Origin of the sequence: Lysinibacillus sp. NPDC093216 (assembly GCF_050280325.1) — a bacterium.
Taxonomy (GTDB): domain Bacteria; phylum Bacillota; class Bacilli; order Bacillales_A; family Planococcaceae; genus Lysinibacillus.
Genome location: NZ_JBNNVB010000045.1, coordinates 1 through 23,422, shown reverse-complemented (window position 1 = coordinate 23,422; position 23,422 = coordinate 1). Strand labels below are relative to the sequence as shown.

Below are 23,422 nucleotides of genomic sequence, written 5' to 3'. Positions count from 1 at the left end.
CTATCTCCTATAGGAAATCCAACAGATTCCCCAGTTGTCCGGATCAACTGGAAATTCTATCGGAAAGAGCTCTTACTACTAATATACGAGGGGGATTAAGATGGAAATTCGTTCAGTTAAAGGTTCAGACTACTATGTAATTTCACCTCTAATCAATGAGTGGTGGGGTGGCAGGAATATGTCTGATATGTTACCAAAGTTATTCTTCGACCATTTTACACAAACAAGTTTCATTGCAGAAAAGGATGGTAAACTTGTTGGTTTTCTAATAGGATTCCTTTCTCAAACTCATGCAAATGAGGCGTATATTCATTTCGTTGGAGTTCATCCTGAATACAGAAAGCATAATATTGGAAACCATTTATACAATGAATTTTTTAATGTGGTAAAGCAAAATAATCGAAGTATTGTTCGATGTGTAACGTCACCTGTCAACAAAGTTTCGATTGCCTATCATACCAAGATGGGTTTTGAAATTGAAGATGGAGATAGAAGTGTTGATGATCTGTCAATAAATACAGAATATGACGGACCAAATCAAGACAGAGTTTTATTTGTAAAAAAATTAGATTAAATTCTAGTTTCTTATTGCATTAATTAAAGATCATTGAGTTGCGAAGGCAGCTCTTTTTTCTTTAAACGGATGTAAAACAGAAAAAGTCAGTTATCATTGCAGGAAAAAGTAAGAAGAGAAGGTGGACAATGGACACGAATGATCGGAAAATAAGATTAGAGTTTCTCTTGCAAAAGTAAAAAGAGAAAGAAATAATGAATTACAGATGCAATTAGATTGGATGTTGGAGCCGTTCTCAACTAAAGAAAGTATTAGGATGTTAGATGTTGAAGAAAAGGAAAAAATGAAAACTGAATTTATAGCGAGCATCCCCATAATTGAATGGGTAAGTCTAGACTTCTGGGATTATTGAAAATATTATTCATTTAGCAGCAGAAGATGCCTATCAACAGTATGTATTTTGCCCATCACCTAAATTTGTAATAGAATTCGTTGAACCTGACTTAATAACCATTGCTTGGTAACAAGGGGGTTCTTGATCGATACGTTTTACTAACGGCGCAAGTTGCTATACAGTCTAATCGATTATTCAAGAATATGGCACTTTAATTAAAAATACGCATCTCTTTATTAAAGAAATACGCCCGATTGTGGAAGATCGTTAATTAAAGTTCAGGCTACACAAATATAAAGACCATGTATATTTTCACTCCTATGTACTATTTTCGAAAAATTTGATAAATTAATAGTAAGTAATGTTTAGAGAGTTACAAAAAAGGAGGCGATCCAAATGAGTAAAAAAGGACTCTTGCAAAATGGAGTCAATCAAGTTTTTTACGAAGAAGAATGGTACCCACCGTTATCAGAAGCATTAAAGAATCTCACTGCTGCACAAGCATGTTGGCAACCAGAAGGAAAGGCCTCTAATACGATTTGGGAAAATGCAAACCATTTACTAACCTTTAAAGAGCGCTTACTTTCTCGCTTATATAAAGATGACACATTTGTTGCTCCACAAAAAAATGATGAAACGTTTATCCAAGGTGAAGCTAATGATGAAGATGCTTGGCAAGAAACAGTGAAGCGAACGCTTCACGTACATGATGCCTTAAAATCTTCATTAGCATCCTTTCAAGAAGCAGTATTGGATCAACCTAGTCCTTCTCTTCCAGTTTGGCAACAATATCTAAATATCCTTTTGCATGACGCTTATCATACAGGACAAATTGTACAACTTCGTAAACTACAAGGTTCATGGCCAGCTAAGCGCTCAAATTTATAAACGATGATTAAAATTGATTGAATATTGCACACAACAAAGCGATTTAAAAGCAGATCGAACTGTTACATCAAATAAAATCCCGATTTCCTAGTATTCAAATTGAGAAATTGGGATTTTTTATTAACCCATAATAGCGCCTGATTGTTGTTCATCCTGCCTCAAAAAATTTCTAATTCTATTTGCTACATCCTCTTTAGAAATCACTTCACTTGCATATTTTTTAACATATTGAGTTCCAACGCATACGCTATGTATTGCTTGTTCAAATAAGCATTTATCATTATTTTTGGATTGTTCATTTTAGTTCGCAGAATCCGTTCTATGTACAAACCAACCAAAGGCAGAGGAGGGCGAATAATTCTTCCCCTTCTATTTTTAACACCAGGATTTTCATTTTTTCTAAACGCTTCTGTGCACGTCACATACCTTCAATTATCTATAGCAATTTTTTTAGGAGTGGGTTTTTCTATTCCTCTTATTTTATGGTCAGATTATGAAATACGAAATGATGGTTTAATTATGCTGCTACTTGTTATTTAATTCCTTGGAGAATAGCTTGCTATATAAAGTATAAAAAGGTTCTTAAACTAAAAAATACAGTTAGTTTTTAGAACTTTGTATTTCTCTAACACTCTCCAAAATGAAACAAGGAGTATAAGTTTGTGAATAAATGCTCTTAAACTAACGAAGCAGGTTAGTTTAATAAGGTGTTTGTTTTATCATTAAACAATAAAGACGGATGATCAAAGAAAAGAAGTAATACAATTTAATATTAGTTTTCGATGAACCGCAGCGTAAGATAAGAAAAAGCCATTCCCTCCACAAGCGGAGAGAATGACTTTCCTTCATAAATCGCAAAACTACTGATTATAGTTTTGCCCAACGTTCCTCTAACCAGTTCATAAATTCTACACCTTTGTCGCCTTCATACGCATCAAAGACATCTAAACGCATACGTTTTAGTTTATCCGCAAAGTCTACCACTGTATGGTCCTTCGGCAAGCTCTTTTTCACCCGCAGGAAAATTTTGTCTGTGCCTTTGATAATATCAAAACGTGCAGGTGATGGCTTCTCTACGTCCTCACCAAACGCCGCGAGTGCTTCATAGGCTGCTAATTGCACCTTGTTGACAGTATCATGCTGCATACGATTTTTTAATAAATCTATGATTTTGTCATGTTGATAAGCCGATAACATTTCGACTGCGTCTAAACGCTCTCGCCAGCTAGACGTATAATTGGCCTGTTTTTTTAATGTTTCATACTGCTCAGGTAATGCTTTTTCAAACTGTTTCAAGTAATTGCACCTCTTTTTTTAACTAGAGGAAAAATGAATTCTTCTTCTGCTTCTCTTATTATACGTTGTCTGGGTGAAAATAGCTATGAATAGCTGGTAAGGATATTTATATAGAAAATGGAAACTAACTACATTAAGGTGAACCGTATCATAAGTATGTACTATTCTTTATTAGATTTGCTTTTCTTATTAAACTCCCATGAAAGAACTTAATCATCTTTCATTTTCTGTGGTGTAGTGCTGGTTTTTGCGCTACATGGATGGCTAACGGGGGCTTTACTTGAAGAAGGATTATTATCTCAACTACTAGAATACATAGATATGTGCAATTCTGGGTGCTAATTAAATGATTAAAATCCTTACTTATTCAAATAACTGACATACGAAAAATTTCAAACCCGTTACAAATACTAGAAATTCATTGGAGGTGTTAGCTTGAGTATAGATTTAGAAAAATTGAACTCAGATATATTAGACGAGGCAAACGAAATTCTATACAAATTAGGATTGTACGATGCCTTAAAAAAGTACGGTAATCCTAAAGTAAGTGGTAGTTATTCGTTAAAGTTGATGACGTGGAGAGATTTAGATATTTACCTTGAAACAGACACAAGTAATAATGACAATTTTTTTGAGTTAGGGAAAGAAATTTCAATTAAATTAAAACCAACAAAAATGAGTTTTAGAAATGAGTTAATTGGGAAAACACCACATTTACCAAATGGGCTATATTGGGGAGTACATACAAACTTATTTGGACACCAATGGAAAATTGATATTTGGGCTATTGGTTCAGAAGAAGTTAAGAAAAAACAAAATGATGTAGAAGAAATAAAAATTCAACTTGATGACATTAAAAGAAAATCAATATTGGAATTAAAAAAACAATTGCATAGTCATCCTAAATATCGCAAGGCATTTTTTAGTATAGATATTTATCAATCAGTTATAAACGATAATATTGAATCCTTAAGCCAATTTGAAGAAATGGTTATCTAGAAAGAATGGAATAAAATTATAACCAATTTTAAACATAAGAGGCTTTTCATCAAAGGGGAGAATGACTATTTCTTCTTCAACTAACGGGGGGCGTTTCTACAATAAGTAGAGACGCTTTTTTACAAATAGAGCAGGTCTTTAAACATAAATAAAAGCTGATCTAATATCAAAATTAGTTCAGCTTAAAAAAAGTGTATTTTAATGTTGCACAATCTATATAGGATACTATTCTATTAAGTGTATTACTTTAACTCTTGATTTTTAATAAAAACTAGTATCCTGAGCGTTTTTAGTGAATACGTTACAGTAAACCACTAACAAGATAGAGAGCGGTTGCCCAAATAAAAATCGCTGAGCATTTATTAAAAATATTCATAAGCTTCCCAGAGCTATCAAGTCTTTTCAAGGATGCTCCAGCAATGATAAGACCGAAAAACCATAACCAAGAAATCAAAACACATGCTGCAGTGAACAACATTTGCTCCGTCCCACTATATTTTAAAGCACTCGTCCCGATAACACCTATTGTATCTAAAATGGCATGTGGATTTAAGAGAGAGACAGAGACCGCGAATAAAATTTGTTTTTTTACAGGAAGTGCTTCGTTATTATCGGTAGATGCAGGATTTGAGCGCCAAATTGTATAGCCCATATAAAGTAAGAAAAGTATCCCAACACTCATCAAGGCGATACGTAACCACTCAAATTGCAACACAATTATAGATAAACCGAATACCGCAAGTAGTATTAGAAGCGTATCACAAATTGAGGCAGTGATGCTGGCGGGTAAGGCCCGAACTAGATGTGGCTGAGTCGCACCTTGGGAAAAGACAAAGACATTTTGTACGCCAAGGGGCAAAATAAGTCCAAATGCTAAAATCATTCCATGTAGAAATGCTTCCAATGAAATTCCTCCTTTCACTAAACATTTTAGATATGATATAACTAAAAGAAAACGACCAATTGGGTGGTTTTTAAGCCATCCAATTTTAACTTCTTTTAGCGGCTGTTTGGACACCCGCTGAAAGAAGTTAAAGCCTCCGGCGGATGTTACGAAATCGGAAAGGAGTTCTTAGGCTAACTGACCTGCATCGTGCAGGCCTAAGTATAAAGCCGATTCCGAAAGCAATTATGCCGAGGTATAATTGATATGTTTGAGGTGATACGAATGAGCTGGCAACCAAGTAGACAGGGAGAAATGACATTACAGCAGCAAATTATTCAGTGGATTACTGAGCATATAGAACGTGGAGATTGGGTGGCAGGAACAAAGCTACCGACACAAAGACAGCTAGCTATGCAGTTCGGGGTCAATCGCAGTACTGTTCAGCAGGCGTTAGAGGAGTTAAAAGCAGCAGGAATATTGGAATCGAAGGTAGGCTCAGGTATTTATGTAGCACAAAATTCATGGGATTCATTAATTACACAAACACAACCAAATTGGCAAAAGTACATAGACACAAGTCTCCATAAGCCCAATTATCATACCATTCAATTAATCAATGAATACGAGCAGCGCGATGATATCATTCGATTGGGAACTGGAGAGCTTGCACCTAGTTTATTGCCCACTACTGAAATTGAAGCGTCTTTGAAAGAGCTCTCTTTGCAGCCGAAAGCTTTAGGCTATTCATCACCACAAGGTAGCGATAAACTTCGAGAAGCGATTTGCGAATACGTGAAAAAAAGGGGGATCTATGCAAAGCCCAAAAATGTTTGTATTGTCTCTGGTGCACTTCAAGCATTGCAATTGGTTGCTGTTGGGCTGCTTGAGCAGGGTTCTATCGTATTCCAGGAACAGACGTCTTATTTAAATTCAGTCCATCCTTTCCAATCTGTAGGTATGCAAATGCTGTCTATCGAACGTGATGAACAGCTTGCACAAACCTTAGCTCAAAAGAAAAGAAAAAGGCAGGCTGTATTTTATGCTGTACCTACGTTAAACAATCCAACTGGTGGGGTATGGACGTCGCTTGAAAAAAGGGAACTTTATGAAGCGTGTAAAGCATCTCGTATTCCTATCATTGAGGATGACGTCTATCATGAATTGCTATTTGAAGCGGCAACGTCTCCAATTAAATCAATGGATGATAGCGGGCAAGTCCTTTATATTGGGAGTGTTTCGAAAACATTAAGCCCCGGACTCCGTATTGGCTGGTTAATCGGTCCAACTACAGTGATTGAGCGGTTAGCAGATATAAAAATGCAGACAGATTACGGATCAAGCGCCATCTCACAGGAAATTGTGCTGCATTGGTTGCAATCTGGTAAGTATGAGAAGCATATTCAAAGTTTGCGGAAAGAATTATTACTGAGAGCCAACTTTGTTGAGGGTATATTACAAGAGAGATTTACGGAAATTGCTAGTTGGGATAAGCCGAAAGGTGGCTTCTATATTTGGCTTAGGTTTCATGAGCCAATCGTTGATAAAGACTTATTTACCAAGCTATTGCATCGACAAGTTCTCATTAATCTCGGCTATATTTACGATCCTCAAGATACACAGCATATTCGATTATCATATGCATATGGAACATATGAAGAGTTGGAAATTGGACTACAAATATTATACGAATGTGTTTTGAAGCGGTTATAAAGAATAGAAAAATAGTATGGGTAAAATAAGATTTTAAAAAGCCTCTCTTTAATCTAGCTTTGTTCAAAAGAGGGGCTTTGTATTTATGTTGGAATCAGTTAAATATTCAGTTGGAATAGCCTTTTAACAATGCAATCTGTACATCATGTTTTATGATATGACATTTCACCATCTGCAACATTGTCCGCAGCGAGTTTTGTCAATGCTTCAAGAACAAGTAAATGCTCCGTCATAACTTATATGTTTTATGCTCAGCTAAATAATTTACTAAGCCATTATTATTCAAAATATCAACCATTACTTCGGGCATTTTTGTCCCTGTATAAGATTGTCCATTTACTGTAACAATGCCTGAAATTAGATCTGCCTCAACGATGTCACCTGGCTGAATTTGATAATCTTTCAGTTCGATGATGGGTAAGCCGATGTTTATGGCATTTCTAAAGAAAATACGGGCAAAGGATTTTGCAATGATTAATGAAACACCAGCTGTTTTTAATGCAAGTGGTGCTTGCTCGCGTGATGAACCACAACCAAAGTTTTCTCCTGCAACAACAATATCACCCTCTGCTACTTTTTTACTGAACTCTGGATCTAAATCTTCCAGTACATGATCAGCTAGTGATTGTAAATTTAATGTTTTTGTATATTTCCCTGGAATAATACGGTCTGTATCAATATTATCGCCATAAACGTGGGATTTTCCTGTAATTTTCATATTGATCACCCCTTATATCAGTTGTGGGTTTCTAATTTTGCCATGCAATGCAGTTGTTGCTACAAATGCTGGTGAGCCAAGGTAAATATTTGACTCTCGATTGCCCATCCGCCCTTGAAAATTACGATTTGTTGATGAAACAATAACTTCATTATTTCCCGGAACTCCTAAATGCGTGCCTACACATGGACCACATCCTGATGGCAAGAATGTGGCACCGGCATTTGTAAGAATTTCTACTGTGCCATCTTTTACAGCATCTAAAAAAACTTTACGTGAGGCTGGGGCAATAATTAGACGTACGCTTGGATGAATATGCTTGCCTTTTAATATATTAGCAGCCGTTTGTAAGTCTTCTAAACGGCCATTTGTACAGCTTCCGATAAATGCTTGGTTAATTTCGATTTCTTCAATTTCATCGATTGATTTAACATTATCAGGAGAATGTGGTACAGCAACTTGACTTGTAATTTGACTTGCATCAATGTCAATTACACTCTTGTATGTTGCATTTGCATCAGGCAAAACATGTTCAAAAGCATAGGGTAGCTGTAACCCAGTTGTATGAATAAAACCGGCCTTAGCTCCCATCTCAATTGACATACTCGCAATTGTCATTCTGCTATCTAATGATAAGCCGACCATTGTGGAGCCTGCATACTCAATGGCATCATATGTCGCCCCTTGTATTCCCACGATCCCAACAACGTACAGTACGATATCCTTTGCTGATACGCCAGGTTGTAACGACCCATTGATGTTAATAAGAATGGTTTCCGGTACTTTAATCCAAGTTTGACCTGTTAACATTGCTCCGGCTAAGTCCGTTGAACCTACCCCTGTCGAAAATGCTCCGATCGCTCCATATGTACAAGTATGAGAATCGGCACCAAGAATTAATTGACCAGGCTTGGCATGTTCATTTTCAATCATCAATTGATGACAAATTCCGTCTCCTACATCGTAAAGTTTAACATTATGCTCATTGGCGAATTCACGCATCATGTCATGCAGTGAAGCAATACGCTGATTTGGTGCAGGTGAAGCATGATCAATTACTAATGCCATTTTAGAAGCATCGAATATTTGAACTCCCCCCATATTTTTGAATGCATTGATGGCTAAGGGTGCAGTTGTATCTGATGCCATTAAAAAATCCACATTTACAACTGTGAGTTCGCTAGCAAAGACTACTTTATTTGCGTGAAGCGATACAATTTTCTCAATAATTGTTTGTCTCAAAAAAAGTACCTCCTATTCATCGTTCCACTATATGAAACGCGTTTCCTGTTTTGGTTCATCCTAAATAGAATTTAAATGCAACAATAGATGTTTGTCAATAAATTTTTGAAAAATTCAGATAAATACTAAAATCTGATTTTTTGAATGAAATAGAGTGTAAAGTAGAAAAAATAAAAAAAGCTTGAAAAAAGTTTGAGGAGGAATTATGGTGGAAATAAGAAAAAAATAAACGCGTTTCACAATGTGGAACGTAAGGTTGACTATGTATGATGGATTTAATATAGCAAACAAATATATAGAGAGCGCAAGCAGGTGTTAAAAATACTGAATTTTTAGATAAGTTGGTTATTCAGAAAGCTGAGTGGCATTACGAGTTTATAATGAAGGACGTATGCAGCAATTAAGCATTAAATTTTTAATTTAGAGAAAGATCGAGTGATGGGGAGTGAGTTTCTATGGAATGGGATGCAGAAGTTGATGTAATTATCGCTGGTGGAGGTGGAGGCGGTTTGATCACTGCACTAACAGTTGCACAATCAGGGTTAGAAGTAGCAGTATTTGAAAAAACGGAGCATTTACTTGGCAATACCGCGGCGAGTGCTAGCATGATTCCAGCTTGTAATACGAAGTTTCAACATCAATTAGGTATTGATGATTCTGTTGAAAAAATGACAGCAGATATTTTGATGAAAAACCATAATGAAAGTGATCCAGCACTGGTGAGGGCTTTAGCAACAGTATCAGGGGAGATGGTGGAATGGATAAATGACTCTTTGCAAATCGAAATGTCTGTCGTTTTGGAATTTAAATATCCTGGTCACAGTGCACTGCGCATGCATGCGCCACCAAGCCGTTCAGGATTAGAGTTAATGAAGAAGCTAAAGCGAAAAGTTTCTGAACGTGACAATATTTATCTGCTCCTTCAAACTTCTCTGCAAAAACTAATTCAAGATGATACAGGCCATGTCATAGGGATCGAAGTTTCCGCGTCAGAGGGAACGCGATACATTAAAGGGAGAAAAGTTGTCATTGCAACAAATGGCTTTGGTGGTAATAAAGAGCTTGTGAAGCAGCATATCCCGGAAATTGCTGTTGCAGCATATTTTGGCTATGAGGCGAACACAGGAGAAGGAATGGAAGCAGGGATTACCGCAGGTGCTGCTACTAAGAGTTTAACTGCTTATCAAGGTCATGCGGGAATCAATGAAAATACAGGTCTTCTTGTAACTTGGGGAACGATTATGATGGGTGGATTCTATATTAATAGTTTAGGTGAACGATTTGCTAATGAAACACAAGGCTATTCAGAGTTTACGCGTGAAGTATTAAAGCAACCAGAACAATATGGATACATTATTTATGATGAACGCATTCATAGGAACCTTTTATCAATTGAAGATTATAAACAAATAACTGAGATGGAAGCGTATAAAACAGCTGAAACTGTTGAGGTTTTAGCACAGAAAATTCAAGTAGATGTCGAACGACTATCTATTACATTCAAGAATTATCAACAACAACAAAATGGACAGGCCGATGCTTTTGGTCGCGAATTTTTTGACAAAAGTCTTGAAAATCCATTGTATGCGATTGAAGTAATTCCAGCATTATTCCATACACAAGGAGGGTTACTCATTAATCCACATGCACAGGTATTGGATACAAATGCAAATATAATTCCAAATGTTTATGCTATAGGAGGCAGCGCTGTCGGTATTTCTGGCAATCATGCGTATGGTTATATGTCGGGCAATGGTTTACTTGCAGCGTTAGGTTTTGGTCGTATTGCTGGACTACATATTGTGGAGTCATTGGCTGAAGAAAAAGGGGGAGTAATATTATGACAAGAATTTGGGAGTCTGCATTAACAGAGATAGATAAGATTGTTATTAAAAAAGGGGGCTATGGACAAAGTCGCGGATTAGGAAAAAAGCCTATTCTTATCATCATTGATGCACAACACAATTACATTGGTGCCGACGTACCGATTGAAGATCAATTAGATAAATGGCCAAGTGGAGGCGGCGACGTTGCATGGAAGGGAATTCGTAAAATTGAGAAATTAAAAGCGCTAGCAGATTCTCAGGGAATTCCTGTGTTATATACACGTAATGTACAGAAGAAAACTATTCAATTTGATTCATTTTCGACAAAGGCGAAGAGAGACCAAACAAAATATTTAGATGGTAATCCTGCATCAGAAATCGTTGAGTGCTTAAAGCCAACTGATCGTGATATCGTGGTGGATAAAAGCTATGCAAGTGCTTTCTTTGGCACACCTATTATTAGCTACTTAGTTAAATTGAAAATTGATACATTAATTATTGTGGGTGGTTCTACTAGTGGCTGTGTTCGGGCAACCGCGGTTGATGCAGTGACGTATAACTTCAATGTTACAATTGTAGAAGATGCTGTATTTGATCGAATTGAACTTTCACATAAAGCGGCTTTACTGGACTTATGGATGAAATATTGTGATGTTATGCCATCAACATATATCGAGTCTTATATGAAAAGCGTCGCAAAAGAGTTGAAAGAGGTGGAGTAAATGTTTGATCTATTTATTAAAAATGGTGAGGTTGTCTTTCCGCGTATTGGAGTGAAAAAAGCAAATATCTGTGTGAAAGATGAAAAAATTGTTGCCATTCTCGATTCCGAAGAAGTTGCAGAAGCAAAAGAGGTAATAGATGCAACTGGACTTCATATTTTACCAGGTGTAATCGATGCCCATCAGCACTTAGGAATTTACAATTCAATAGAAGAAGATTTTTTAGATACGAAGCAACATGCCATTTCTGGTATTACAACGGTCGTTAACTTTGACCGTCAGCCAGTAAGTTATTTAGAGTGGTTTCCAAACGTGAAAAAAGACGTTGAAAAATGGACGTACATTGATTTCACATATAGTTTAGGTATTTTGAAAGAACAGCACTTAGATGAATTAGAAGAACTAGTTGACAGGGAAGGCATTACATCCTTTAAATTCTTCCGCAATTATGAGCGTCAGTTAAACGATAAGTTCAAAATTACAGATGGTATAGATTTATCAGCCTATGATTTAGGTCGTATTTTGGCGAAGTTCAATGAAGTATCACCGAAGCTATTATTGGCTATACATTGCGAAAACATGGATATAAATCGTAAATTAACAACACAACTTCAAGCGGGTGGTGAAAATGAAGGGCTATCAACATGGAGCAAGACAAGCCCTGGGTATGCAGAAGCAGAATCTTTACTCAGTTCACTTTATTTGAACAAAGTTTATGATGGGAATCTATATATTGTGCACTTAACTTCAGGTGATAGTGTTGAGGTGCTGGAACAGTCAAAGTGGCTAACAAAGGGCAATGTCAAGGTAGAAACTTGCCCACACTATTTATTACTTCACGATGAGCATGAAGTAGGCATTAAAGCGAAAGTAGGACCGCCAATTCATAAACTACATGACGGTGAAAAACTATGGGATGGTATTCGAAAAGGGCTTATTAATGCTATTGGGACTGATCATGTACCTAGTAGTTTAGAAAAAAAACTAGGTGAATCTGGTGATACGTGGGAGACGTTATTTGGCTTCCCAAGTACAGGCGGTTTATTACCATTAATGCTAACAGAGGGTTATGTTAAACGAGATATTCCCTTAGAGCGTATTGCTGATATTATGTCATTATCAATAGCTGAATCATACAATCTTCCTTCGAAGGGACGTATTGAAATTGGGGTGGATGCTGATTTTGCGATTGTCGATCTTCATACGAAAAAACTATTGGTGGCGAAAGATATTTCTGAAAATTGTGACTTTTCATTATATGACGGATGGGAGTTAGTTGGTTGGCCAGCTTTTACAGTAAGTAGAGGAGAAATTATTGTAGTTAATGGTAAGACTACCAAAGAAAACGGAAGAGGTAAATTTGTGCATCGATCAATATAAATCTATTAAAAATGAGAGGAGTAGTGTTATATGAAAAAGTGGTTAGCTGTGTTCATGCTAAGTTTCTTAACTATTGTTTTAGTAGCTTGTAACAGTGACGCTTCAACATCAGGTGATAGTAGTAAAGGAGAGTCGATTAAAATTGGTTCACTTCATCCATTGAGCGGTGGCTTAGCACTGGAGGGGCAAGAAATGAAAGATGCAGTGAAATTAGCAATTAAAGTAAAAAACGATGCAGGCGGTATTCAATCATTGGGGAATAAAACAGTTGAATTAATAGAGGCAGATCACGAAGGTTCACCAGAGAAAGGGGTTTCGGAAGTACAAAAACTTGATCGTGCTGGTGTAATAGGCATTGTGGGTGCTTACTCAAGTGGTGTAGCGTTACCAGCCACTCAAGAAGCAGAGCGTTCACGCTTGCCATTTATCGTAGATATTGGTGCAGCGGATGAAATTACAGATCGTGGCTTCAAGTATACTTTCCGTTTACAACCGGCAGCTAGTTCATTTTCCAAAGATTTTTTAAAGTACTTCAAAGATTTAAATGAAAATGCAACAGAAAAGCTATCTACTGCTGTCATCGTACATGAAGATAGTGTATTCGGTACAAGTATTGCAAAGGTTATCAAGGACAACGCTGCAAACTATGGTTTAGAAATTTTAGAGGTTTTACCACACGCATCTTCAACAGCTGATTTATCATCGACAATCAATAAAATTTCTGCTAGTAAGCCAGATATCGTTTTGACAACAACATATCTTCGTGATGGCGTCATGCTGATAGAGGGTATTCAAAATTCTAGCTATACACCTCGTGCAATTATAGGGGTAGCTAACGGTGCATTTAGTAATGCGAAATTTATCACTGACTATCAATCTATTAACAATTTAATAATGGATGTTAATTATACAATTAATCCACATAGTGATCTAGCAAAGGATGTAAAAGCAAAATATAAAGAAGCATATGGTCGTGAAATGGGACCAAACGCAGCGTACTCTTTTATGGCGACAACAGTATTACTTGATGCTATTGAACGTGCGGGATCAACAGATCGAGAAGCAATCCGAAAAGCATTAACTGAAACTAACTTAAAAGATCATATTTTACCTCAAGAAGCAATTCAGTTTGATAACAAGGGTCAAAATATAAATGCAAAAGCAGTATTAAACCAAATTATTGCTGGCGCAACAAAGGTAGTTGGGCCAGCAGAGTACTTAGAAGTTAATCCAGTATATCCAAATAATTAGTAACCAGTGTTCGATATGGCGTACGCTTGTAAACAACAATTCGAGAAAAGCGTTCGCCCTTTTATTTATAGATGAATTGAACAAAAGGGGGGAATGCAGCATGAGTGCAGACTTGTTTTTTCAATCATTGATTGATGGCATTTTAATGGGAGGGATTTACGGGCTTGTAGCAATTGGTTTAACACTGATTTTTGGCGTAATGAAAATCATCAACTTTGCACAAGGCGCTCTGATGATGGTTGGAATGTATGTAACATATTGGTGCTTTGATTTAATGGGGTTAAATCCATATTTATCATTACCACTAAGCGCGATTGCATTATTCTTTATTGGGGCTGGATTACAACGTGGTGTACTTCAACGTATGGCAGATGCTCCAGACCACAATCAGTTATTAGTTACGCTCGGGATTTCATTATTTATTGAAAACTTAGCGTTAGTTATATTTAAGCCTGATTTCCGAAGTGTAACTGTTGATGGACTACCTGCAACAATTTCTCTTTTTAATTTAAATATTCATACGACAAAGTTCATTGCCTTTATTTGCGCAGCATTTTTAGCAATTGGTCTTTTCCTTTTCTTAAAAAAGACATTTATAGGACGTGCAATTCGTGCAACGTCTATTAATGGTCAAGGTGCATCGCTTGTTGGGGTTAATATTAAGCGCATAAATTATATTGCTTTTGGTATTGGTGCAGCATTAGCGGGGGTTGCGGGTACATTAATTACACCATTCTTCTACACATCACCGACAGTAGGAGCGAGCTTTATATTAAAAGCTTTCGTAGTTGTGGTATTAGGGGGATTAGGTAACTTCTTAGGCGCTTTAATAGGTGGCATTTTAATAGGAGTTAGTGAGGCATTAGGTGGCGTATTATTACCGGGTAGTTTAAAGGATCTAATGACATACCTAATCTTTATTCTCATTCTATTACTGAAGCCGAATGGTCTGTTTGGAGGTAAAGTGCGATGAAAAAATCATATATTTTATACTCGCTTGCCGTTATGTTTATTGCACTTTTTCCACTTTTTACTGATAACCAATACTTCATTCATTTGGGAATTTTGATCTTGTACTATGCTTTAGTGAGTCAGGCATGGAATATTTTAAGTGGCTATGCAGGGCAATTTTCATTCGGTCATGCCATATTCTTTGGAACAGGTGCATACGCATCGGCAATTTTACTAATAAAGTATAATATTTCGCCTTGGATTGGGATGGTTATAGGTGCAATTGTGGCGATATTAATTGCTTTATTAATTGGCTTCCTATCATTTCGGTACAAGCTACGTGGCGCATACTTCTCGTTAGGGACACTTGCATTTGCTGAAATTTTACGAATCACCGTACAAAATATGGATTTCTTCAATAAAACTATGGGGATATTATTACCAATCGGGAGTAACCCGCTTATGTTCCAATTTGAATCTCGTATGACGTATTTCTATGTGATTTTAGTTTTAACGATTTTCGTAACACTCTTAACTTATTTCATCGGAAAATCACGTTTAGGCTTCAATTTGATTGCCATTCGTGAAAACGAAGATGCAGCCCAATCGCTGGGGGTAAATACCTTTAAAAATAAAATGGTAGCAATAGCAATTAGTGGTGCACTTACATCAGTGGGCGGTACATTTTACGCGCAATATCTATTGTACATAGACCCACCAACAACATTCGGAAACGATGTATCCATATCTATTATTTTACCAGCCATTTTAGGCGGGATGGGAACTATATTAGGACCATTCATGGGTGCATTAATTATCGTACCTCTTGGTGAAATAACATCTCACTTTTTTGGTGGCTTTGCTGGAGTTCATTTAATGGTATACGGTTTAATTTTAGTATTAGTTATTTTATATCTACCAGAAGGTTTAGTTGGTTGGTTACAAGAAAAAATACGTTTACGTAAATTAAAGAAGGAGGGGAAAGTGAATGACATTGCTAAAGCTTGAAAATGTTGAGAAGAAGTTCTCGGGTTTAGTAGCCGTCAATAAAGTTAGTTTACAATTAAATGAAGGTGAAATCCTTGGTTTAATAGGTCCCAATGGCGCTGGTAAAACTACACTTTTCCATTCTATTTGTGGCTACCATACACCTACAAAGGGAATAATATTATTAAATGGTGAGTCTATTCATGGTTTAAAACCGGAGTATATGTGTGAGCGTGGTATTGCACGGACGTTTCAAATTGTACAACCATTCGGTAACTTAACTTTACTAGAAAATGTAATTGTAGGTTCCTTTAATAAGGTAGGTACATACAAAGAAGCAAGTGAAGTTGCGATGCAGCAACTTGAATATATGGGAATGTCACATAAAGCATATGATCGCATGAAGGATTTAACGTTCGCTGAGCAAAAGAAGGTTGAGGTAGCACGCGCATTAGCAACAAAGCCAAAGATATTGTTTCTGGATGAAGTGATGTCTGGATTAAATCCAACGGAAGTAAATGAGTTTATAGACCTAATCAAAGATATTCGTAATAGCGGAGTGACGATTTTCTTTATTGAGCATTTAATGTCAGCTGTTATGGCATTATCAGATCGAGTAGTCGTTATGCACCTTGGAGAAAAAATTGCAGAGGGTGCACCAAAAGAAGTAACGAAAGATCCACGTGTTGTTGAAGCATATTTAGGTGGGGAGGTTGTTACTGATGCTTAAAGTTGAAAATTTAAACGCGGGATATGGCAATCTGAATATTTTACGTAATTTAAGTTTTGAGATCAATCAGGGTGAAATTGTAAGTATTTTAGGAACAAATGGAGCAGGGAAGACAACGACATTACGTGCTATTTCAGGTTTGATTCCAGTGAAATCGGGAGTCATCCATTTTGACGATCAAATTCTTAATAAAAAATCTGCTGAATTTATTGTCAAAGCTGGTTTAGTACAAGTTCCAGAAGATCGAAAGCTATTCTCAGATATGACAGTGCTGGAAAATTTAGAAATGGGAGCTTATACTAGGAAAGCACGTACCAATTTAAAAAAGAATTTGGAATATTGTTATGAGTTGTTCCCAATTTTAGAAGAACGAACAACTCAAATTGCTGGTACGATGAGTGGTGGACAACAGCAAATGCTAGCAATTGGTCGCGCTTTAATGGCTGAACCTAAGTTATTGATTTTAGATGAGCCTTCTATTGGATTATCACCTTTATTAACAAAACAAGTTTTTGATATTATTTCAGAAATTAAAAAGAATGGTGTTACGATTTTATTAGTTGAACAAAACGTAAATCAGGCATTGCAACTTGCTAATCGTGGCTATGTTATTGAAAACGGTGAAGTGGTAATGAGTGGAACTGCGCAAGAACTTCTAAATGATGAAATGCTAAAAGCAACTTATTTAGGTGTTATAAAATAAAACACTCCAATATGAGTAGGTGATAGATTGATAAAAGCAATTGAAAAAATGATGGAAATTTTATCTTTATTTTCATTAGATAAACCGGAATTATCGATTAAAGAAATCCAACAAAAATTACAAATGCCTAAAAGTACAATTTTCCGTATTTTAAATACACTTGAGCAGGATGGTTATATTATCAAAAATGATGCGACTCATTTATATTCACTAGGATATCAATTTTTTAGGTTAGGAAGTATTTATCAAAATCATCTTGATTACCGTCATATTGCTTTACCAGAAATGCGTAAGGTGATGTTGGAAACGCAAGAAACAGTAGAATTAAATATACTCGATGGAATTAGTCGTGTATGTATAGAAAAAATTGATTCGCCATTAGATGTTCGAAATTTTGTACGGGTTGGTGAACGAAAGCCCGCTCACTTAGGTGCCTCCGGAAAAGTGTTATTAGCGTTTTTAGAAGAATCAGAGCAAATGCGAATTCTAAAGGAAGTTCAGCTAGAAGAAGACATTGATATAAAAAAAGTTCTAAATGATCTTCAGCAAATTCGTAAAGATGGCTATGCATTTACACAAGGAGAACGTATTGTTGGTACATATGCGATTGCCGCACCGATTCTAGGAATCAATGGCACAATTATTGCAGGTCTTACGATTGCCGGACCACTACAACGAATATCAGAAGAAAAAGCAGCTTTTTTGAAAATAAAATGTATTGAAAGTGCAAGGATGATATCTAAATACGTAGGCTATTTTGAATAGAAATTAGGCAAAAATAATGCATTCCATTGCAGAGAAAATAATGAATCGTTCAATTCAATTAAAAGATAATACGATAGCGGAAATATTTTTATTAAATACAATTGGTACATTTTTATTAGGATGCATGAAAAATGTACAACAATTTGCAACATTAAATGTAGGTGATTTTGCATCTATTGCATCTGACAAAAAAATCAATAACCAAACAGCAGCATTTTTAATGGGTGTCGCTTTTGTTGCAATTGAATATGAAAGCAACTAATGAAGTAAAGGACACCCTGCTGTCCACGCAAAATGGCAGTAATGGTTTCTATTATTAAAGCAAGTCTAGCAAAATACACTTGGTGACTTAACAGTTCATTTAACATTCAGGAATTTAACACACAAATTTACCTGCAATAGTCTGAATGTTCTGTCTTGTGTGGTATTTCGCGATTATTTCCTTTATCGAACATAGAAGAGCAATTAACAATGAAACGTATTAATAACCTTAATAATGATGCTATCAATTAGTAGGAGGAGGAATTTCAATGAGGATGGGGCCATTAAAGGGAGTACGAATTTTAGATTTATCGACAATGATTGCAGCACCATATGGGGCAACATTATTAGCAGATTTTGGCGCAGAGGTCATTAAAATTGAAATGCCTAATAGAGGGGATTCTCTACGTAGTATGGGTCCGTTTAAAGGGGATGAACCACTTCGCTGGCCAGCGCTTGCTCGTAATAAGAAATCATTAACACTTGATCTACATGGTGAGGAGGGGCAATCGATATTAAAAAAACTGATTACTAAGTCGGATGTTATCATTGAAAATTTTAGACCAGGTACATTAGAAAAATGGGGACTTAGCTACGAGATATTAAAAGAAGCAAATCCAAAAATTATTCTCGTGCGTGTAAGTGGCTATGGACAAACAGGACCGTATGCACATAAAGCAGGCTTTGGTACGCCCGCAACGGCATTTAGTGGCTTTACATATTTACATGGCTATTCAGATCGTCCGCCAATTAGTCCATCCTTCTCATTAGTAGACTACATTACTGGTGTGTATGTTGCGTTTGCAACTAGTACAGCATTATTCTACCGTGATGCAAAGGACGGAAAAGGCCAAATGGTCGATATTGGTCTATATGAATCGGTGTTCCGTATGATGGAATTCCTTGTAGCTGACTATGACCAAAATGGAGTTATTAAAGAGCGATCACCGGGCTTAAGTGGGCACTCGAGTCCAGCAGGGACATTTCAAACGAAGGACGGACACTGGGTTGTACTAGTAACAAGCTCAGATCGTACATTTGAACGCCTTGCAGCTGCCATGGACCGTGAGGATATGTTAGTGGACGAGCGCTTCTATACAAATAAAGTTCGTCTTGAAAACTTTAATTTAACAAATGGAATTGTAGCGAAATGGGTGAAATCATATCACCGTGATGAGCTACAAAAGAAGCTCGATGAATTTGGTGTGCCTATTAGCCCAATCATAAGCATTGAAGATATTTTTAATAATGAGCAGTACCAAGCACGTGAGAACATTGTAGAGGTTGATCATCCACGTTTAGGCAAAATCAAAATGCCGGGGGTTGTGCCAAAATTCTCTGAAACACCTGGAGCTATCGTAAATGTGGGACCTGATTTAGGTGAACATAATGAATGTATTTTAAAACAAATTATCGGCTTAACAGATGAGGAAATCGAAAGTTTGAAAAATAAAGAAGTTATTTAGGAGTTGATCGAAATATGCTGGATCCAGTAATGATTACAGAAGTCAGTCCTCGTGATGGATTTCAAATAATTAAAGAGAACATTCCTACAACAGAAAAACTAAATATCATCAATCGTTTAATAGACTGTGGCTTTAAACAAATTGAAGTTACTTCTTTCGTTCATCCTAAAGCCGTACCACAACTTAGTGATGCAAGTGAAGTGTTAAAAAGGATACGTCGTGACAGAGAAGTTATTTTCCGAGCACTAATTCCAAACTTGAAAGGGTTAGAGCGTGCTATTGAAGCAGGCGTTCACAAGGTAAAGCTAATGCTATCATCAACAGATTCTCACAGCTTACACAATGCTAATGCGAGAACACTAGATGCAATGAAAGATTTTTCTGAAATTTCACGAAATTGTAGGGCGGCAGGTATTAATGTCTCAGGTTCTATTTCGGTTGCATTTGGTTGCCCATATGAAGGGCGTGTACCAATTGAACGACATATTATGCTGTGTGAGAAATATGACGAAATAGATATTACTGATATTTCTTTGGCCGATACGACAGGTATGGCTAATCCTTACGTAATAAAGGAAATTGTAAAAACATTGCGTGAAAAATTCCCTCACTTTCACTTTTCCCTACATCTTCATAATACAAGGGGTATGGCTTTTGCCAATGCGGTTGCAGGCTATGAAGCGGGTATTCGAGATTTTGACAGCTCCATTGCAGGTCTTGGAGGGTGTCCTTATGTACCGCTAGCGACTGGAAATATTGCGACAGAGGATATGATCCATGGCTTTGAGGAAATGGGCATAACGACCAATATTGATTTAGATGCTGTATTAGTACTAGCTCGTGAAGTACAGCAAAGGTTCCCTTCTTATGCTAGTAGCTTTCTCGTAAAGGCGGGGAAAAATTCTGAGTTAAGTATTTCGCCAGGCGGACAAAGAAAGTAGTGAAAGATGGATTTTCTAATACAATCCTGAACTTAGAAATGGTCGGTGAATAGGTAGAATGTCCCGTAGTGTTCAGGAGACATGTTTGAATCGAAAACAGACCCAAGTAAATCATACTTGGGTCTGTGTTAAAAATAAGATAGCATTTTTCTTAGAATGTTTATAAGAATACATAAATTATTCGATTGTAGGATCTTTCTCTGACGACGAATTGGCCAATTTTAAAAATACTTCGTTAATATTTTTCATGCGGTTTTCAACTATTTAAGAAATAATGGGGCTTTAACGGTTACGGGCATGAAAGATAAATGCTATGTACAAGAGAATGATTCATAGGCGTGGGTCATCGTCGGTCCTGATGAAAAAATAATGACATTTGAGCAAGACATTAAATGGGTAGGTGGACGGATAACCGAAAAGTGGTTGCATGATAGCTGGCTGTTAGAACATCAACTATAGGGAGTTCTTTATAAAAAGCGCGAGAAATCAATATTTAAAAACGTTGATTTCTCGCACTTTTTAAACGTGAATTTGCTTTGAAAAAAACTTAACCTCTTGCGATAATTGTTATTTCCATCCACGATATTCGTCATATTCTTTCCCCGGTTTAAGAAATTGAAATCCTTTAGATTTTACGAAAATTGCATGCATTATTAAACCTAGGATCGGTAGTCCGACAATCCAAATCCAGGTCCATAGATTACCTAAATAATAGTGGGACAAAGTAGTAATTCCTAGAAACCCTCCGTATCGTAGGAGGAGAATGAACAAAGGATCTTTCCTTACGAATGAATAAAACATAAAACGACCAATACCTAAGATACATATAGCTACTAAGAGTTGAATAAACAGCAAGACTAATCCTCCTTTTCTTTTTGTTGAAAATTCTTTCCTTAAGGAAACTTTAAAGGTATATTAATTTATTTTATTTGTGATTACAATATGAAAATATTTCGAATGAAATTGTGTATTAATCCCTAATAAAAAAACTGACAACATTAGTTGTCAGTAAAAAGAATGATATTACCTACCTTTATGTTTATTTTTAGACTTTTGAACTTTGATATTCCGAATATATTCTTTGCGTTCTTCTTTAAGTCGTTTACAGGTAACAGATTTTTCTTTTTTTCTAAGTGCCAATTCTGCTTTTATAGCTTCTTCGGCCTTAGAGGTGATACTTGGATTTCTTAGTTCTTTTGCAACTTTTCTTTGAAGCCTTTTAGGATTGATTTTCTTCATTTTAACTTGTTGGATAGGTATTCCATCATGTTTATCATTATTTTTGATAAAATCCAACATATTATTATTTACAAAATCAAAGACTTCTTGATCTTTAGGTTCATTCCCGAAAGTATACTTGTATGCTTTGTATTTGTTTTCAGAAATGTGTTCTATTAGCCCTATATAAAATTGCCCATCATTAAAAATGGTTAGTTTCATAGTAGGTCCCTCCTCATATTAAAATCGAATGATGGACATCCCGAGGAGGGGAAGGTTACTGACATCATATTTACAATGCATCCGGACTACCAACCGAATCGTGTTTTTTCATTCATGTAGTATTATAAACGATTTGTTATTATTTGTAATGGGACATTTGTGATTTCGCTATAAATAGTAACAAGGAATATAAATGATTTATGATTGAATGCAATAATAGTATCAGATCTTGGTGGCTCTTTCCGGGCGTAACCTTTTTGGAAAAGAATATTTCAAGTGAAAGATCTGGCATGAACCAATTGTTGATAAGAAGTAATTTATCAAGCTATTGCGTCGACAAGTCTCATTAATCTCGTGTATATCTACAATCCGTTTTAATGTTTAACTCTTATTAAATTGTATTTGAATAATAGTGTCATACCGATATTCATCAAAAAATGCACAAGAAAAGGCACTAAAATATTGCTTGTTTCAAAATAGATCCATCCGAAAATTAAACTTGGAACGGTTATATTTATTAACATTATAGGTTTTTTGAAGTATTGAATATGCATCCCTATGAACAATAAAGTTGTTAATATAATCGCAGTCCATGGTTGTTCTAGAAATACAAGAAGTAAATTTTGTATAATTCCCCTAAACAAAATTTCTTCAAATAACGCCCCTATAAACATAAAGGCAACAATACTTAATAACGAATAGTCTTGATAGCTTTTGTTAGTTTCGTCCATGTATTTCGAGGGAATAAACAATGTTAAAATTACCCCAAACAAAAGTAGACCGAATGAAGCGAGAATTATGCTCATTACCATTGTGAATGGCTGATTGAATGATAGGAAATCTTGTATTGTGAATACATCATAAACTATTAAAGCGAAAATGATAGCTACACAAACAAATGTAAAAGAAGAGAATACAAAAATAGCGTCTTTCGGGCTAAAATCCTTCTTTGTCTTTCTCCATATCTTTCCTTCTTTCTTAATGCTTATAGAATAAAGAGATATTTTACCAAAATTTTTTTGCAGAAAAAGCAATCGCTACTGCTTTACCGATAAATAGTCTTTTTTTTAGAAAAAATCGAGGTTAGTAAAGGTAACCATGTAATCATAAATATTCATATATTCCAGAATTAGTTAAGTGAGCGAAATGTTGAGACAGGGGTTTTAGGTAATCCTAAGAAAGGCTGTTATCTGTGCTAGTGGGGTAAATTACAGATTTTTCGAACGAGAAAGCCCATGCAGGGTGTAGCCCGTCTTCAGACATGGGATGAAAGTGAGGTCAGACAAGAGGTAACTATTGCTACCTTAATTGTCTGAAAGGGTGTTATACTTCATCTATAGACTAGTAAAAGT

22 protein-coding genes and 1 pseudogene are annotated in these 23,422 nt (G+C 36.1%); 17 read left to right on the top strand and 6 right to left on the bottom strand.

Going from position 1 to position 23,422, the window contains the following annotated elements:
• Positions 1–100 precede the first annotated feature (100 nt).
• From ACQKOG_RS26195 to ACQKOG_RS26185, 3 genes and pseudogenes are all read left to right on the top strand, one after another.
• Positions 101–574, top strand: a complete 474-nt coding sequence (locus ACQKOG_RS26195; RefSeq protein WP_370076659.1) for a GNAT family N-acetyltransferase — start codon at positions 101–103, stop codon at positions 572–574.
• Positions 575–1,304: 730 nt separating this feature from the next.
• Complete coding sequence (locus tag ACQKOG_RS26190) at positions 1,305–1,796, top strand: DinB family protein (RefSeq protein WP_370076657.1); 492 nt, start codon at positions 1,305–1,307, stop codon at positions 1,794–1,796.
• Positions 1,797–2,117: 321 nt separating this feature from the next.
• Positions 2,118–2,407: pseudogene (locus ACQKOG_RS26185) on the top strand (CcdC protein domain-containing protein).
• A gap of 256 nt (positions 2,408–2,663) precedes the next feature.
• On the opposite strand, the gene ACQKOG_RS26180 reads toward ACQKOG_RS26185, so the two are convergent.
• Positions 2,664–3,092, bottom strand: coding sequence for a HEAT repeat domain-containing protein (locus ACQKOG_RS26180; protein WP_370076655.1), 429 nt, complete (start codon positions 3,090–3,092; stop codon positions 2,664–2,666).
• Between the two features lie 435 nt (positions 3,093–3,527).
• On the opposite strand from ACQKOG_RS26180, the gene ACQKOG_RS26175 reads away from it, so the two are divergent.
• On the top strand, positions 3,528–4,091 hold the full coding sequence (locus ACQKOG_RS26175; RefSeq protein ID WP_427448531.1) for a hypothetical protein: 564 nt from the start codon (positions 3,528–3,530) through the stop codon (positions 4,089–4,091).
• Positions 4,092–4,392: 301 nt separating this feature from the next.
• Here the strand turns inward: ACQKOG_RS26175 and ACQKOG_RS26170 are convergent, their stop codons facing one another.
• Complete coding sequence (locus tag ACQKOG_RS26170; protein WP_370076651.1) at positions 4,393–4,995, bottom strand: LysE/ArgO family amino acid transporter; 603 nt, start codon at positions 4,993–4,995, stop codon at positions 4,393–4,395.
• 264 nt (positions 4,996–5,259) lie between these two features.
• On the opposite strand from ACQKOG_RS26170, the gene ACQKOG_RS26165 reads away from it, so the two are divergent.
• Positions 5,260–6,687 (top strand): PLP-dependent aminotransferase family protein, encoded by a 1,428-nt coding sequence (locus ACQKOG_RS26165; RefSeq protein WP_427448529.1) that lies wholly within the window; start codon positions 5,260–5,262, stop codon positions 6,685–6,687.
• 229 nt (positions 6,688–6,916) lie between these two features.
• Here ACQKOG_RS26165 and ACQKOG_RS26160 read toward each other — a convergent pair whose 3' ends face one another.
• Positions 6,917–7,405, bottom strand: coding sequence for a 3-isopropylmalate dehydratase small subunit (locus ACQKOG_RS26160; protein WP_370076647.1), 489 nt, complete (start codon positions 7,403–7,405; stop codon positions 6,917–6,919).
• A gap of 12 nt (positions 7,406–7,417) precedes the next feature.
• The gene (locus tag ACQKOG_RS26155) at positions 7,418–8,647 is read right to left on the bottom strand and encodes a 3-isopropylmalate dehydratase large subunit (protein ID WP_427448528.1); all 1,230 of its coding nucleotides are present in this window, start codon (positions 8,645–8,647) and stop codon (positions 7,418–7,420) included.
• 455 nt (positions 8,648–9,102) lie between these two features.
• Here ACQKOG_RS26155 and ACQKOG_RS26150 point away from each other — a divergent pair, with 455 nt between their 5' ends.
• The 12 genes from ACQKOG_RS26150 (at position 9,103) to ACQKOG_RS26095 (ending at position 20,630) form a co-directional block, all read left to right on the top strand.
• Positions 9,103–10,491, top strand: a complete 1,389-nt coding sequence (locus tag ACQKOG_RS26150) for an FAD-dependent oxidoreductase (RefSeq protein WP_370076643.1) — start codon at positions 9,103–9,105, stop codon at positions 10,489–10,491.
• Positions 10,488–11,195: an isochorismatase family protein gene (locus ACQKOG_RS26145; protein ID WP_427448527.1), complete on the top strand. Its 708-nt coding sequence runs from the start codon at positions 10,488–10,490 to the stop codon at positions 11,193–11,195. Before ACQKOG_RS26150 ends, ACQKOG_RS26145 begins: the two co-directional genes overlap by 4 nt.
• Positions 11,196–12,575 (top strand): dihydroorotase, encoded by a 1,380-nt coding sequence (locus tag ACQKOG_RS26140; RefSeq protein WP_427448526.1) that lies wholly within the window; start codon positions 11,196–11,198, stop codon positions 12,573–12,575.
• Between the two features lie 30 nt (positions 12,576–12,605).
• Positions 12,606–13,826, top strand: coding sequence for an ABC transporter substrate-binding protein (locus ACQKOG_RS26135; protein WP_427448525.1), 1,221 nt, complete (start codon positions 12,606–12,608; stop codon positions 13,824–13,826).
• 100 nt (positions 13,827–13,926) lie between these two features.
• Complete coding sequence (locus tag ACQKOG_RS26130) at positions 13,927–14,799, top strand: branched-chain amino acid ABC transporter permease (RefSeq protein WP_370076635.1); 873 nt, start codon at positions 13,927–13,929, stop codon at positions 14,797–14,799.
• Positions 14,796–15,785, top strand: a complete 990-nt coding sequence (locus ACQKOG_RS26125; protein ID WP_370076633.1) for a branched-chain amino acid ABC transporter permease — start codon at positions 14,796–14,798, stop codon at positions 15,783–15,785. Before ACQKOG_RS26130 ends, ACQKOG_RS26125 begins: the two co-directional genes overlap by 4 nt.
• Positions 15,766–16,494, top strand: coding sequence for an ABC transporter ATP-binding protein (locus ACQKOG_RS26120; RefSeq protein ID WP_370076631.1), 729 nt, complete (start codon positions 15,766–15,768; stop codon positions 16,492–16,494). The genes ACQKOG_RS26125 and ACQKOG_RS26120 overlap by 20 nt, the downstream gene beginning before the upstream one ends.
• The gene (locus ACQKOG_RS26115; RefSeq protein ID WP_370076629.1) at positions 16,487–17,197 is read left to right on the top strand and encodes an ABC transporter ATP-binding protein; all 711 of its coding nucleotides are present in this window, start codon (positions 16,487–16,489) and stop codon (positions 17,195–17,197) included. The genes ACQKOG_RS26120 and ACQKOG_RS26115 overlap by 8 nt, the downstream gene beginning before the upstream one ends.
• A 27-nt stretch (positions 17,198–17,224) precedes the next feature.
• Positions 17,225–17,962, top strand: a complete 738-nt coding sequence (locus tag ACQKOG_RS26110; protein ID WP_370076627.1) for an IclR family transcriptional regulator — start codon at positions 17,225–17,227, stop codon at positions 17,960–17,962.
• A gap of 40 nt (positions 17,963–18,002) precedes the next feature.
• Positions 18,003–18,224, top strand: coding sequence for a hypothetical protein (locus ACQKOG_RS26105; RefSeq protein WP_370076625.1), 222 nt, complete (start codon positions 18,003–18,005; stop codon positions 18,222–18,224).
• A gap of 268 nt (positions 18,225–18,492) precedes the next feature.
• Positions 18,493–19,689, top strand: coding sequence for a CaiB/BaiF CoA transferase family protein (locus tag ACQKOG_RS26100; RefSeq protein WP_370076624.1), 1,197 nt, complete (start codon positions 18,493–18,495; stop codon positions 19,687–19,689).
• 14 nt (positions 19,690–19,703) lie between these two features.
• Complete coding sequence (locus ACQKOG_RS26095) at positions 19,704–20,630, top strand: hydroxymethylglutaryl-CoA lyase (protein WP_370076622.1); 927 nt, start codon at positions 19,704–19,706, stop codon at positions 20,628–20,630.
• 1,023 nt (positions 20,631–21,653) lie between these two features.
• On the opposite strand, the gene ACQKOG_RS26090 is transcribed toward ACQKOG_RS26095, so the two are convergent.
• Positions 21,654–22,070: a YjdF family protein gene (locus ACQKOG_RS26090; RefSeq protein WP_370076620.1), complete on the bottom strand. Its 417-nt coding sequence runs from the start codon at positions 22,068–22,070 to the stop codon at positions 21,654–21,656.
• A 374-nt stretch (positions 22,071–22,444) separates the two neighbouring features.
• A complete protein-coding gene (locus tag ACQKOG_RS26085) occupies positions 22,445–23,053 on the bottom strand; it encodes a CPBP family intramembrane glutamic endopeptidase (protein WP_427448534.1) in 609 nt (202 codons plus the stop codon).
• Positions 23,054–23,422: the final 369 nt, after the last annotated feature.

What these genes read in the sequence shown, in the direction of transcription:
- ACQKOG_RS26195 (WP_370076659.1), top strand. Translation starts at nt 101, where the DNA reads ATGGAAATTCGTTCAGTTAAAGGTTCAGACTACTATGTAATTTCACCT.
- ACQKOG_RS26190 (WP_370076657.1), top strand. Translation starts at nt 1,305, where the DNA reads ATGAGTAAAAAAGGACTCTTGCAAAATGGAGTCAATCAAGTTTTTTAC.
- ACQKOG_RS26165 (WP_427448529.1), top strand. Translation starts at nt 5,260, where the DNA reads ATGAGCTGGCAACCAAGTAGACAGGGAGAAATGACATTACAGCAGCAA.
- ACQKOG_RS26160 (WP_370076647.1), bottom strand. Translation starts at nt 7,405, where the DNA reads ATGAAAATTACAGGAAAATCCCACGTTTATGGCGATAATATTGATACA.
- ACQKOG_RS26150 (WP_370076643.1), top strand. Translation starts at nt 9,103, where the DNA reads ATGGAATGGGATGCAGAAGTTGATGTAATTATCGCTGGTGGAGGTGGA.
- ACQKOG_RS26145 (WP_427448527.1), top strand. Translation starts at nt 10,488, where the DNA reads ATGACAAGAATTTGGGAGTCTGCATTAACAGAGATAGATAAGATTGTT.
- ACQKOG_RS26140 (WP_427448526.1), top strand. Translation starts at nt 11,196, where the DNA reads ATGTTTGATCTATTTATTAAAAATGGTGAGGTTGTCTTTCCGCGTATT.
- ACQKOG_RS26135 (WP_427448525.1), top strand. Translation starts at nt 12,606, where the DNA reads ATGAAAAAGTGGTTAGCTGTGTTCATGCTAAGTTTCTTAACTATTGTT.
- ACQKOG_RS26130 (WP_370076635.1), top strand. Translation starts at nt 13,927, where the DNA reads ATGAGTGCAGACTTGTTTTTTCAATCATTGATTGATGGCATTTTAATG.
- ACQKOG_RS26125 (WP_370076633.1), top strand. Translation starts at nt 14,796, where the DNA reads ATGAAAAAATCATATATTTTATACTCGCTTGCCGTTATGTTTATTGCA.
- ACQKOG_RS26120 (WP_370076631.1), top strand. Translation starts at nt 15,766, where the DNA reads ATGACATTGCTAAAGCTTGAAAATGTTGAGAAGAAGTTCTCGGGTTTA.
- ACQKOG_RS26115 (WP_370076629.1), top strand. Translation starts at nt 16,487, where the DNA reads ATGCTTAAAGTTGAAAATTTAAACGCGGGATATGGCAATCTGAATATT.
- ACQKOG_RS26105 (WP_370076625.1), top strand. Translation starts at nt 18,003, where the DNA reads ATGAATCGTTCAATTCAATTAAAAGATAATACGATAGCGGAAATATTT.
- ACQKOG_RS26100 (WP_370076624.1), top strand. Translation starts at nt 18,493, where the DNA reads ATGAGGATGGGGCCATTAAAGGGAGTACGAATTTTAGATTTATCGACA.
- ACQKOG_RS26095 (WP_370076622.1), top strand. Translation starts at nt 19,704, where the DNA reads ATGCTGGATCCAGTAATGATTACAGAAGTCAGTCCTCGTGATGGATTT.
- ACQKOG_RS26090 (WP_370076620.1), bottom strand. Translation starts at nt 22,070, where the DNA reads ATGAAACTAACCATTTTTAATGATGGGCAATTTTATATAGGGCTAATA.